The organism is uncultured Chitinophaga sp., assembly GCF_937898475.1.
Taxonomy (GTDB): domain Bacteria; phylum Bacteroidota; class Bacteroidia; order Chitinophagales; family Chitinophagaceae; genus Chitinophaga.
In genome coordinates this window covers 115,395-128,154 of record NZ_CALEJS010000032.1, presented here as the reverse complement: position 1 = coordinate 128,154, position 12,760 = coordinate 115,395, and the positions used below count along the sequence as shown (strand labels likewise).

Sequence of the window (12,760 nt, the reverse complement as noted above, 5' to 3'; positions counted from 1 at the left end):
TCACCTGCTGATTGCCGCGCCACGAAATTCCTGGGGGCCCAGCCCTGTGTGGTTTTTGAAAAAGCGGCTGAAATAGGCGGGATCTTCAAACCCCAGCTCGTAGCTGATCTCTTTAATGCTTTTTTTGCTGAAGGAGAGGTTCCGTTTCGCTTCCAGCACCAGGCGGTCATGCAGCAGGTCGGTTACGGTTTTACCGGTTTTCTCGCGGGTGATCTCGTTCAGGCGCTTGGGGGTGAGGGCAAAGGCATTGGCATAGAAACCAACCTGGTGCTGCGCACGGAAATTCTTTTCCAGCAGCTGGCGCAGGTGTACAATACGGGCGTCTCCCTGCAGGGGAGCAATGGCCTGGGCGGCATTCCGCTTCTTCTCCCTTTCAGCCTGCAGTAAGAAGGCGCTGAGGTAATGTTTGATGATGCTCCGGCTGCCGGAACCGCTTTTTTCCCGGTACATCAGCTCTGCCAACAGCTGCAGGGAGGCGGCGGTGCGCTGGCTGATACGGATGGGAGCATAGCCATCGTAACATTCAAAGAGATTGGTAAAGTCGTATATCGTTTCCCGCTCGCGGCGGTTGCTGAAATAGAACTGTTCAGTAAAGGTGATGGCATGGCCCGCTTTGCCGCAGTCCAGCAACTGATGCACCTGGCCTGGCTGCAGCAGGAAAAGCATATTGTCCTGCAGTTCATAAGACACAAAATCAACGATATGCTGCCCACGGGCGCGGGTAAACCAGATCACCTGGAAATGGTCGTGGCGGTGAGGGAGTCGGGCCAACTCATTTTTGAAGGTATCCAGCTGAAAGATATTGAACTGCCCCGTAAAAGGCAGGTGCTGATAGGGTATGTCAATACCTTTGTGTAACATGCTTCTAATTTACGCCAATAAGACCCAGGCTGATTACCGTTCATACAAAGTTGACAGTTAACGGCGGCCGGTTAACAATATTTAACACAAATAAGGGGTCCTGACACTGGCAACCCATCACTCACCACTGACAACTCTTTTATTTACCTTTGCAGCACTATGCAGCTATACAGCCATTCACTGACAGCCTATAAGCGGTTAGCCACACTGGAAGTAAAAGTGGGCGACCTGCTCATCGGGAATTTCAACCCTATCCGTATCCAGACCATGACCACCACCGATACCATGGATACCGCGGGCACCGTTGCCCAGGCCATCCGCTGTATCGAAGCCGGCGCCGAGCTGGTGCGTATCACCGCACCCAGCAGGAACGAGGCGGAAAACCTGCTCCCTATCAAAAATGAGCTGCGTAAAAGAGGATACCATACCCCCCTGGTGGCGGATATCCACTTTACGCCCAATGCGGCGGAAATTGCCGCCCGCATAGTGGAAAAGGTACGTGTGAACCCGGGTAACTATGTGGATAAAAAGAAATTTGAGACCATCAATTATACCGACGCCGAATACCTGGCCGAAATAGACCGTATCCGTGAACGCTTCACCCCCCTGGTGAACATCTGTAAGGAATACGGCACCGCCATGCGCATCGGCACCAACCATGGCTCCCTGAGCGACCGTATCATGAGCCGCTACGGGGACACCCCTATGGGGATGGTAGAAAGCGCCATGGAGTTTCTCCGCATTGCGGAAGACCTCAATTACCGCAACATTGTGCTGAGCATGAAATCCAGCAACCCGCAGGTAATGGTGCAGGCTTACCGCCTGCTGGTGCAAACCATGCAGCAGGAACTGGGACACTGCTACCCCCTGCACCTGGGCGTAACAGAAGCCGGCGATGGAGAAGACGGCCGTATTAAATCTGCCGTAGGCATTGGCACCCTCCTGGAAGACGGCGTGGGCGATACCATTCGTGTGTCCCTTACGGAAGACCCGGAATTTGAGTTGCCCGTATGCCGCGACCTGGTAAAGCGTTATAACAACCGCGAAGGCCATGCCCCCATCGCTCCCATCAGCCAGCTGCCATATTCTCCCTTTGATTACAAGCGCCGGGAAACTATCGCAGTAGACAACATCGGCGCCAAACAGGTGCCCGTAGTAGCGGCCGATTTCCGGGAAGCATCCGCACCGGGGCTTAAACCCGAACACCTGGAGGCGATCGGTTATCAATATGACGAGGCTTCTGACAAATGGAATATTGCCGACCAGGCAGCGGATTATATCTTTTCCGACACCATCCTGCCCTTTGCATTACCCGGTACACTGAAGGTGATCATTCCTTATACTACCTGGCAACAGGCTGGTGATAAAAGCAAATACTTCCCCAGTATGCCGGTGACAGCATACCTGCAGGAAGGAGAACGGTCTGCCGTACTGAACCTGGTGGAAGTGCACAGCCAGGAGCTGCCCTCAGATGCGTTGCTGCAAAAGCTGCAGAACGATCCTACCGCGGTGCTCTGCATATCGGCGCCGCATAACCAGCACGCCATGCCCGAGGTACGCCGCTTTATTATGGCACTGATGGAGCAGCGTATCAGCACCCCCGTTATCCTGCTGTGCAGCAGCAAAACAACCAATATGGATGAAGCACTGCTGCATTATGCCATAGAGACCGGCGCCCTGCTGCTGGATGGAATGGGTGATGGCATCTGCCTCAGCCCCGGCGCTGAACAGCCTTACACGGCAGAAAGGATGGCCCGTATCAATACCATCGCCTTCGGCCTTTTGCAGGCTACCCGTACCCGTATTTCCAAAACAGAATATATCTCCTGCCCTTCCTGCGGCCGTACCCTGTTTGACCTGCAGGAAACCACCGCCCGGATCAGGGCCGTTACCAACCACCTTAAAGGTGTGAAGATCGCTATCATGGGCTGTATCGTTAACGGTCCGGGAGAAATGGCAGACGCAGACTTTGGCTATGTTGGCAGCGGCGTAGGCAAGATCACCCTGTACAAAGGCAAAGAAGTGGTAAAACGCGGCCTTAACAGCGATGTAGCCGTTACAGAACTCATTAACCTGATCAAGGATAACGGGATGTGGGTAGAGACCAGTAACTGATAAAAAAGAAAGTGTCCGTCTGGGGTGGGACGGACACGTTAGCAACAATAGGTATTTTTTGAGGTTAACAGGATGTTTGAGAAATGCTTTCACTACACTGCATCAATAGTGGTGGTGAAATACCGGGGCTAACTCATTTATTGGACAATACAAAGGTACATGCTCAGCGACCTGCCTTACAAGCGTATTTCTACGTGTTTTTGCGTGGAAAATACTTTTTATTATGTATCTTACTTTTCTAAAATATCATGTTCTGATGAAAAGATTGCTCACCGGTATCCTGATCTTGCTTATAAGTGCCTCCATATCAATGGTACAGGCGCAGGAGAAAAAGAGATCTGCCGGTAAAAAGAACAGAACCGAGCAAACAACGGCGGCCAATAAACCGCTGAAGAAAGATGGTACACCGGATAAAAGGTATAAGGTGAACAAAACAACCATCAAAGGCCCGGTAAAAAAAGACGGCACGCCGGATATGCGTTATAAGTCTAATAAAGACGCCGCTAAGAAAAGCTGAAAATAAGTAAGGTTTAAAACTGTTATAAGTAAAGAGGGGCTTCTGCGGAAGCCCTTTTTTGTGCTGCATGCGAAACGCAGAACGCATAATGATGGATACGGGGCTGAATATGTTCTGCATTAAACGTTTCGCGTTCAGCGTTTTGCGTTCAGCCTAATTTAGTAATTTCATCCCATGCTTGATTTCAGGTTAAAAGTATTTTACACCGTCGCCAAAAGGCTGAGCTTTACCAAAGCTGCAGAAGAGCTGTTTATTTCACAGCCGGCGGTTACCAAACATATCCATGAGCTGGAGCAGCAACTGGGCATTGCGCTGTTTGAACGCATCGGCAACAAGATCACCGTTACCCCGGCAGGTAAAATAGTCATGCGGCATGCAGAAGATATTTTCAGCAGTTACCGCAGCCTGGAATACGAGATCAACCAGCTGAAGCATGAAAGGGGCGGCAGGCTGCAGATAGGCGCCAGCACTACCATTGCCCAGTACTTTATTCCACCGCTGCTGGCCCGTTTTAACCAGCGGTATCCTGATGTAAAAACGTCCCTTATCAGCGGCAATACCGAACAGATAGAACAGGCACTGCTGGAAAAAAGTATCCAGCTTGGCATTATTGAAGGCAGCTCCAGGAACCCGCAACTGAAATACACGGAGTTTGCAAAAGATGAGATAGCGCTGATAGGAAATGTACAATACGAATACGGTAAGAACGAAACGCTCAGCGCACAGGAGCTGGCCACTATACCGCTGCTGGTGCGGGAACATGGATCCGGCACGCTGGAAGTGATCATAGAAGAGCTGAAACGTTTGAAGCTGAAACTGACGGATCTGAATATCGCCATGTATATGAGCAGCACGGAAAGTATGAAGTCTTACCTGCATTATGCCCCCAGCGCCGCCTTCCTCTCTTTACAGGCGGTGAACCGCGAGCTGGAGGCCGGTGAATTTAAGATATTGCCCGTAAAGAACTTCAAGCTGGTGCGTAAGTTTCAGTTCACCCACCTGCAGGGGCAGCAGGATAAGCTGGCCCTGCTCTTTATGCGCTTTGCAGGAAAGGAAATAAAAAATGAAAGGTGAGGCGTACTGAGTACACCTCACCTTTTATCTGTGTTCTTAAAACCTGAGTTATCTGCTTTTCTGCAGTGTATATACAATGTAAGCGCTCTTGCCTTCAAAATTCACCGGCGCTCTCCACACCATGCTGTTCCCATCTGCGGAGCTCAACTCTACCCGGTAACCTTCTGTTACGTTCTTTGCCTTTATGCCTTCAGACAGTTTCTTGAACTGGAACATGGTGCCGCCGGCCTGTTTGTACAGCGACCACATAATAGGCTGCGATACTGTATTGCAGCCATCTGAAGTGGATGACAGCGTGTAAGAACCTTTACCGTTAGACGGTAACACCCAGTTACTGCCCTGGAAGCAGCTATAGGAAGCCTCATCAAATACCGTTACTTTACTGTTTTCCGGTATTCCCTCGAACTGGATATCAGTTATCACCCAGTTGCCGGTAACACTGCCCTTGGAGATAGCAGCGCTGGTAGCGCCCGAAGAAGAAGCGCATGAAACGGCAAACAGGGATGCTGCGATAAGGCATAATGTTGCCAGTGTAAGATTTCTCATCTTCATCTGTTATGGTTTAAATTTTAATAGCTTCTGAGATAAGTGCAAAAGCAAGAAATATACCAATTAAACATCCCTGCGGGCTATTTTGTTGAAGCGGGGGCAGACTGGCTGGAAGGTTGCGGCTGTAATACCCGCTGTTCCATTTCATGGTACTTCCGGTAAAAATAGATATTGCTGGCCAATAGCGCCATCACCAGCATACAGAGGGCTATAAAGGCACAACGCCACCAAATGCTGACCTGTATATACCTGTTGGATGGTGTTTGCTGCAGGTTGATCACCGTATAGGCAGGCTCATCGCTTTGGCGGCGGCATCGTTGCTGCCGCCGGGCTTCCCGTTCGTCGCGCTGCAGTTCGCGGGCAATGTTATCCCATACTTCACCGGGTGGCTGAATGCCCCCTTCCATAGCCGCTTCCTGCAGCCTGTAAGCCGTATCAGCTATCTCAGACTCCAGCTCAGGGTATAAACGCAGCATTTGCTGCAGCAGCGCTTCTTCTTCCGCGCTGGCCAGGCCAAGCAGATAGCATTCTACCGCCCCACTATCTATGTATGCTCTGACATTCACGATGGATAGCAAAAATACACTATTTGAATCAGTTTTACCGCCTGCTGGCTTTGCCTGTTAGTACATGCGCTATCTGCCGGGAAATGGCATGATCGCAAAGCTTGTCCAGCCAGAAATATTCCCCGGCGGCATTCACTTCCAGGAAATAATACCGGTTGTCTGGCGACAGGATCAGATCGATCGCTCCGTAGTTCAGGCCGTATACATCCATAAAGGCCAGCAGCTTTTGCTGAATATCCTGGGGCAGTTCATAGGGCTCCCAGCTGTTTATCAGGGCAGCCCCGTCTTTACGCCAGTCGGTAGCTGAACGGTCTGACACCGCAGAGTTAACGCTGAAAGCAAAGATGGCATGCCCTACTATATTGATGCGCAGCTCCAGCTGCTTTTCTATTCTTTCCTGGAATACCATGGGGCAGTACTGCACGTTGTCTAACTCCTCCAGCTGAGATTCGTCAACGGTGTTGGTAAATACCACATGTTCCTCGCCTCCGCGATAGATGGCAAAAGCACTCTGCATTTTGGTGATCACCGGCGCATCTACCGAGCGGATGAAACGGCGTATTACTGCCGCATCGTTGCTGATGCAGGTGGCGGGGATGTTCAGTCCGCAGGCTGCGGCTATACGCAGCTGCTCTTCCTTACTGTCCAGCCGGCGGTACACGCTGTATTTTTCCAGCTGGAATATATCCAGGCCTTCTATCATGCCAAATAAGGTGCGCTTGCTTTCCTGCAGGGTAGCCGGCAGAAACTCTTTATCTATGAATTGTTCCAGGCCTTTGCCAATGTTATAGCTCCGCCTGTACCAGATACCTGCGGCATCGTGCAGAGTATGCAGGCCGCTTTCATTTTCCAGCATTATCTCCTGCTGGCCGTTCCGGTAAACAGAGCTGAGCCGGTTATGCAGGGGGTACTGATCTACGTTGAACCGTATCACTTCGCCGCCGGCTTCTTTTACAAACCGGCTGACGGTATCTACGGATATATTATCTGCCGAATGCGTTAATATGATCACCTTTTCTTTAGCCATGTTGAATCTTGTTTACGAGTTTTTCTGCGATAGTTTCTGCAATAGGATAGCCCAGGTATTTCTGCAGCATACCCCATTCGCCCTGGGGGTTTACTTCGAGGAACACATATTCCCCATCGGGCCGGCGTATCATGTCAATAGCGCCAAAGCTGAGGTCCAGCCGCTGCATAAGAACGTATATGCTTTCCTGTATGGAGGCCGGCAGTTCATAGGGCTCCCAGGGCAGTTGTGCGTTGGCCGCGCGCCAGTCTGTCTGCCCTTTCGCATCCTGTACAGCGTTGATCTTACCGGTATAAAAGGCGCCATCTGCATAGGCAATACGCAGCTCATACGCTTTAGGCACCTGCTGCTGGAATATCATAGGGCAGTAGGCCAGCGTATCCAGCTGTGTAAGGGCAGCTTCGGTAACACGTGTAGTGGGAAAGAACGCGCCGCTGCCGCTCATGCTCCTGCTAAGGGCGCCGTGCAGTTTCATAATAATGTTGCCCCGGCACTGTTCATAAAAGGTGCGTACATCGTCGCCCTGGTTGCTAAAAAGTGTAGCCGGTACCGTAAGACCGCTTTGCTGTGCGGCATCCAGCTGCCATAACTTATTGCTGCAAACGGCATGATCAGCCGCTATTTTATTTATCCAGGGCTGATGGCTGAGCGCGTCCAGGAAAATATGCAGGGTGGTATTATATTCCTTGTTAAATACAGGCAGGTATGCTGCATCCAGTTGGGGAGGGGTATTCAGCGCCCACAGTTTGCGGTACCATACGCCGCTGATGTCTGCCGCATGGATGCTGCGGCCCTGCTGATGCAGGCGCAGCCGGGCAGGCCCCTGATCCAGCGTGTAGCGAATGTTGCAGCTGGTACCAAAGGTGTCTGAATTAAAGCGCCAGGAAGGGTATCCCAGCTTGTCCAGGTGCTGTTGTACCAGGTCAATGGTATAATGATCCTGCGAATGGGTAATACAAAGTATCATGGTGGTATTAATAAAAACAAGCAATAGCGCGGTGGCTATTGCTTGTTATCCAGAATAGTCTTATGGAACTAGAAATCCCATTCTTCGTCATTGTCAGAAGGAAACTTCTGGGTTACATCACCGGGATGGTCTACAATTCTACCGGTAACGATGGACGTAAGCGGTTGCGCATTGCTGGCTTGTGATTCCAGGAATTGAGCGAAGAAGGGCTTTTGGAGTTCTTGGTTGGGTTGCATACTTAAATGTGATTTAAATTGTTAAAGAAAATGCAGCTATAGCTGCCATGCTACAATAAGAATTGCCAATGAAGACTACCAGTCTTCTTCATCCCAGTCAGAAGGGAATTTCAGGGTGGTCTGGCTTTCAGCCTGTTCAGCGGTAAGGCCGGCTTCCTGTTGGGCGGTAGTTACCTTGGCGTTGGCCTGGTTCTCCAGGAACTTCGCAAAGAAGGGTTTCTGTGCTTGGTTGTTGGGTTGCATACCAATTTGGGTTTAATGGTTAAGAAAAAAGAAATGTATTTATAGGGTATCAGTTTTTCATACGGAAACGGTTTGCATATTAAGTAAAAAATATGGTTAAAAGAACAACTGTTTTATAACGGCTTTGCAAACGCGGATGTTACGCTGACAGGAAAAATTTATAAGGTTATTTTGCTGAAATCGTACCTTTAGACCAACAACGGGGGCATAGTTATTGTGCATTTTTAACGCTGTCAGTTGTGATTCCTATACACCTGCAACTGTCATCCTACTGTATAACCAGCCTGTGCTGAACTTCAGTGCAGACGGTTAGTTTACCTGCCTGCAACTGCGAACGATGAACTGAACCAGATATAAACGGATTGGTTATGAGAGCATTAATGATTGCTTTGGCAATCATCCTATTTTCTATAAGGGCAAACAGCCAGGTGATCACTACTGCAGATAGTATTCACAGGATGCTGCGTATCTATGAGGATAATGACTTTATGAATGTACGTGGCAAAGGCACAGATGAATCTTATACAAATGGTACCCGGCTGGACTATTTCTACCAGCGCCAGTCAGCACCCCGGTTTATCGATAAATGGTTATTGCCCCGCACAGGCAAAAATGCCATCAATACCACACACTGGAGCCTGATGCATATTATGATCACCCCCGAAGACATCAGGACGCCCAAATACCAGCCCAATGACTATTCTTATGCCGCAGCCCTGATCCTGGCCCATGGCCTTGACTCTTATGATCCACAAAGAAAGTTCAGCCTGCAGTCTGAACTGATCATGGGTGTAATGGGGCCCCTGGCCTTTGGTGAGGAACTGCAGAAGTGGTTTCATAAGGTGTTGGGTTATACCCGGCCCAGGGGCTGGGATAACCAGCTGCCCAATGCGCCGCTGCTCAACTACAATTTCACCTATGAGAAAATGGTATGGCAACCCGGCCCCGCGCTGGAAATGATAGGCGGCGCCTCCGGTTACGCCGGAACGATGCTGGATGGCGCAGCAGTACATGCCACCCTGCGTGCAGGACATATGAATCCCTATTTCGGTATACCGCGGGGCAGCGGTCTGCAGGAAAAGAAATTCCAGGTATATGCATTTCTCCGTCCTACGGTGGAGTATACTTTGTACAATGCCCTGCTGGAAGGCGGACTTTTCAGCTGGCGTAACAGCCGTTTTGAGATTAACAGATCCTTTAAAACGGCTACCCTTAACCCCTGGGTATCCAGAATAGACTATGGCGTTACCCTTGCGTTCCGCCGCTATATACTGGCCTATACGCAGAAAACACAGAGCGCCTCCTTAAAAGGTACCCGTCAGCATGAAGTAGGAAATGTATCCCTATACATCCGCCTGTAGTTTTAACTTTTTAGTGAACGCTATACGGGGCCGCATAACGTAAAATGGTCGTATTTTTACATAATGTCCCGCGATTCTCAACAATACCACCAACGGTTCCAGGATGTTTACAGCCGGCTGAATGAACGCCAGCGTGAAGCTGTTGACAATACAGAAGGTCCTGTAATGGTGATCGCCGGCCCGGGTACGGGCAAAACGCAGATCCTGGCTTCCCGTATAGGCAAGATCCTGCGCGATACCGATTTCCTGCCGCAGAATATTCTCTGCCTTACCTATACGGATGCAGGTACCGTGGCCATGCGCAAACGCTTAACAGACTTTATCGGCCCCGATGCCTACCGTGTAAACATACACACCTTTCACTCTTTCTGTAATGAAGTGATCCAGGATAACCTGGCGTTGTTCGAGAAGAACGCCCTGGACCCCATTTCAGAACTGGAAAAGATACAGCTGCTGAAGAAACTGATAGACGGGTTTACCAAAGACAACCCGCTTAAACGTTACCGCGGCGATGTATACTTTGATATGAAGAACCTGGCGTCCCTGTTCTCTACCATGAAGCGGGAAGGCTGGACGGTAGACTACATCCGCGCCAGCATCAAGGCTTATATGGACAGCTTGCCGGAGCGCGACGAATACATCTGCAAACGCGCTACCAAAACCTTCAAAAAGGGGGATGTACGTACAGACAAAATAGAGATCGAGGCAGAAAAGATGGCCCGCCTGCAGGCTGCTGTAGAACAGTTTGATGTGTTCCAGTCTATGATGCATGCCGCCGGCCGCTATGATTTTGACGATATGATCAACTGGGTGATCCGTGCATTTGAACAGCACCCCCAGCTGCTCGCAGATTATAAAGAACGTTATCAATACATCCTGGTAGATGAATACCAGGATACCAGCGGTACGCAGAACCGCCTGATAGAACTGCTGATACGGGGCGAAGAACTGCCCAACGTGTTTGTGGTGGGCGATGATGACCAGAGTATCTACCGTTTCCAGGGCGCCAACATTGAGAACATGGAACAGTTTGCGGGCAGCTTTGCTGAAACGCTGCGTACCATTGTGCTCACACAGAACTACCGCTCTGTACAACCCATCCTGGATATATCCATGTCGCTCATAGACAATAACGGTCCATCCAGGTTGGTAAACCAGCTGCCGGGCCTCAGTAAAGAACTGGTGGCCAGTAACAGTAATCTTACCGGCTTATCCATACTACCGGTAATACAACGTTACAATACCCCCCGCGATGAAATGGCGGGCATTACACTGGCTGTTACCAGGCTGCTGGAGCAAGGTGTGAACCCCGGTAAGATAGCGGTGATCTACCGTGAGAACCGTTATGGTGAAGACCTGGCCCAGTACTTCCGGCTGAAGGGGCTGCCCGTTTACTCAAAGCGCAGTATCAATCTTTTTGAAGTGCCCTTTGCACGCAAGGTGCTGAACCTGTTGCGCTATGTGGCCTGCGAACTGGATACGCCCTACAGCGGCGACGATCTGCTATTCTCCATTCTGCATTATGATTTTTATAACATACCACCGGTAGAGATAGCGAAAGTAAGTATCCGCGTATCAGAAAAAGGATACGAACAAAAATCTTCCATCCGTCAGCACTTACAGGAATGGCTGAACACACGTAAGCCTACCTTGTTCACCGAAGCCCCTGCAGAAGCCATGATGCAGGTAGGGAAAATGGTGGAGAAATGGATACGCGATGCACATAACCTTACACTGCAACAGCTGTTTGCCAATATCATTAATGAAGGCGGCGTACTGGCCTTCGTGATGCAGTCTCCGGAAAAGATCTGGCTCATGAAAGTGTTGCAGGCGCTCTTTGATTTCATTAAAGAGGAAACCCGCCGCAACCCGGAGATGACGGTTACGTCTTTCATGGAGATGGCAGACCTGATGGAAAGCAACAAAATTCCGCTGCCGCTGATACAGGTGGCCGGCAATGATAAAGGCATTAACCTGATCACCGCACACGGTTCCAAGGGACTGGAGTTTGAGCATGTGTTCCTGGCCAGTGCCAATTCTCATCTCTGGGAAAAGAAAAAGAAGAACAACAGCGGTTTCTCCTTTCCGGATACAGTGTTCGTTACCCAAAGCACCTCTACAGATGAACAGGAGCTGCGGCGCCTGTTCTATGTGGCCATTACGCGGGCAGAAAAACATCTGTACATCAGCTACCCCGAGTTCAGGCAAGACGGTAAGCCACTGGAGCCCAGCCTTTTTATTACAGAAATTCTGGATCAGCACATCCTGCCTGACGAAAAGATCACGCTGTCTGAAGATGAGCTGTTTGAATTTGAGCTGCTGAACTATGCAAAAGGCCAGGCCCCGGAAATAGCACGGGTAGACCAGCAATTCATAGATACCCTGCTGTCTGGTTTTGTAATGAACGTAACAGCCCTCAACAACTACCTGGATTGTCCCCTGGGCTTTTTCTATAAAAACCTGGTGCGGGTGCCTACAGGCCGTTCAGAGAATACAGAGTTTGGCTCTTCTGTGCACTATGCGCTGGAAAAGCTCTTCTTAAAAATGCAGGAAGGCGGGCAAAACACTTTCCCCTCAAAGGAAGAGTTCCTGCGCGATTTTACCTGGAACATGCGGCGCAACCGGGAAGCCTTTACCCGGGAAGCTTTTGAGCGCCGGCTGGAATACGGGCGGGATATCCTTTCCCAGTATTACGATACCTATATTGACAGCTGGCCAAAGATCGTAAGCGTGGAGCGCAATATCCGCAACGTGGTAGTGAACGGGGTACCGGTAAAAGGGAAGGTAGATAAGCTGGAATTTGACGGTAACCAGGTGAACGTGGTTGACTATAAAACAGGCGATTATGAGAAGGCTATCAAAGAATACCGCAAATTTGACCGCCCCAATGAGCGCAATCCCAACGGGGGCGATTACTGGCGTCAGGCCGTATTTTATAAGATACTCCTGGATAACTACCGCACCAAAAACTGGCAGGTAGTGAGTACAGAGTTTGACTTTATCGAACCTAATAAACAGAAGGTATACCACAAAGAGAAGGTGACCATCACGCCCCAGGACCTCGCCGCCGTTAGCCAGCAGATTGTCAGCACCTGGGCAAAGATCCAGAATAAGGAGTTTTATGTAGGCTGCGGTAAGGAAGATTGTCCCTGGTGCAATTTCGTGAAAGACAACCGCCTGCATGTGGCCCTGCACAACCTGCAGGAGGAGGAAGAGGAGATAAGCGGTGAATAGTAAAAAAGTA

At 50.1% G+C, this 12,760-nt stretch carries 12 protein-coding genes; 5 read left to right on the top strand and 7 right to left on the bottom strand.

Annotated elements, in window-relative coordinates; all coding sequences use genetic code 11:
• Entirely contained in the window at positions 1–861 is an 861-nt protein-coding gene (locus Q0577_RS20125) for a helix-turn-helix domain-containing protein (protein WP_298739474.1), read from the bottom strand.
• Between the two features lie 159 nt (positions 862–1,020).
• On the opposite strand from Q0577_RS20125, the gene ispG reads away from it, so the two are divergent.
• From ispG to Q0577_RS20110, 3 genes are all read left to right on the top strand, one after another.
• Complete coding sequence (gene ispG / locus Q0577_RS20120; protein WP_298739473.1) at positions 1,021–2,976, top strand: (E)-4-hydroxy-3-methylbut-2-enyl-diphosphate synthase; 1,956 nt, start codon at positions 1,021–1,023, stop codon at positions 2,974–2,976.
• 256 nt (positions 2,977–3,232) lie between these two features.
• The gene (locus Q0577_RS20115) at positions 3,233–3,493 is read left to right on the top strand and encodes a hypothetical protein (protein ID WP_298739471.1); all 261 of its coding nucleotides are present in this window, start codon (positions 3,233–3,235) and stop codon (positions 3,491–3,493) included.
• Between the two features lie 174 nt (positions 3,494–3,667).
• Complete coding sequence (locus Q0577_RS20110) at positions 3,668–4,567, top strand: LysR substrate-binding domain-containing protein (RefSeq protein ID WP_298739469.1); 900 nt, start codon at positions 3,668–3,670, stop codon at positions 4,565–4,567.
• A 48-nt stretch (positions 4,568–4,615) separates the two neighbouring features.
• Here the strand turns inward: Q0577_RS20110 and Q0577_RS20105 are convergent, their stop codons facing one another.
• The 6 genes from Q0577_RS20105 to Q0577_RS20080 form a co-directional block, all read right to left on the bottom strand.
• Entirely contained in the window at positions 4,616–5,119 is a 504-nt protein-coding gene (locus Q0577_RS20105) for a lipocalin family protein (protein WP_298739467.1), read from the bottom strand.
• A gap of 77 nt (positions 5,120–5,196) precedes the next feature.
• Entirely contained in the window at positions 5,197–5,694 is a 498-nt protein-coding gene (locus Q0577_RS20100) for a hypothetical protein (RefSeq protein WP_298739465.1), read from the bottom strand.
• A gap of 22 nt (positions 5,695–5,716) precedes the next feature.
• Complete coding sequence (locus Q0577_RS20095; protein ID WP_298739463.1) at positions 5,717–6,709, bottom strand: MvdC/MvdD family ATP grasp protein; 993 nt, start codon at positions 6,707–6,709, stop codon at positions 5,717–5,719.
• Positions 6,702–7,676: an MvdC/MvdD family ATP grasp protein gene (locus Q0577_RS20090; protein ID WP_298739461.1), complete on the bottom strand. Its 975-nt coding sequence runs from the start codon at positions 7,674–7,676 to the stop codon at positions 6,702–6,704. The genes Q0577_RS20095 and Q0577_RS20090 overlap by 8 nt, the downstream gene beginning before the upstream one ends.
• 68 nt (positions 7,677–7,744) lie before the next feature.
• Positions 7,745–7,912 carry a microviridin/marinostatin family tricyclic proteinase inhibitor gene (locus Q0577_RS20085; protein ID WP_298739458.1) on the bottom strand — a complete coding sequence of 56 codons (168 nt, stop codon included), beginning with the start codon at positions 7,910–7,912 and terminating at the stop codon, positions 7,745–7,747.
• 75 nt (positions 7,913–7,987) lie between these two features.
• Positions 7,988–8,155 carry a microviridin/marinostatin family tricyclic proteinase inhibitor gene (locus Q0577_RS20080; protein ID WP_298739456.1) on the bottom strand — a complete coding sequence of 56 codons (168 nt, stop codon included), beginning with the start codon at positions 8,153–8,155 and terminating at the stop codon, positions 7,988–7,990.
• 368 nt (positions 8,156–8,523) lie between these two features.
• Between Q0577_RS20080 and Q0577_RS20075 the strand changes: the two genes are divergently transcribed.
• Complete coding sequence (locus Q0577_RS20075; RefSeq protein WP_298739453.1) at positions 8,524–9,516, top strand: lipid A deacylase LpxR family protein; 993 nt, start codon at positions 8,524–8,526, stop codon at positions 9,514–9,516.
• A gap of 63 nt (positions 9,517–9,579) precedes the next feature.
• Entirely contained in the window at positions 9,580–12,750 is a 3,171-nt protein-coding gene (locus Q0577_RS20070; RefSeq protein ID WP_298739450.1) for an ATP-dependent DNA helicase, read from the top strand.
• The last annotated feature ends 10 nt before the right edge of the window (positions 12,751–12,760 follow it).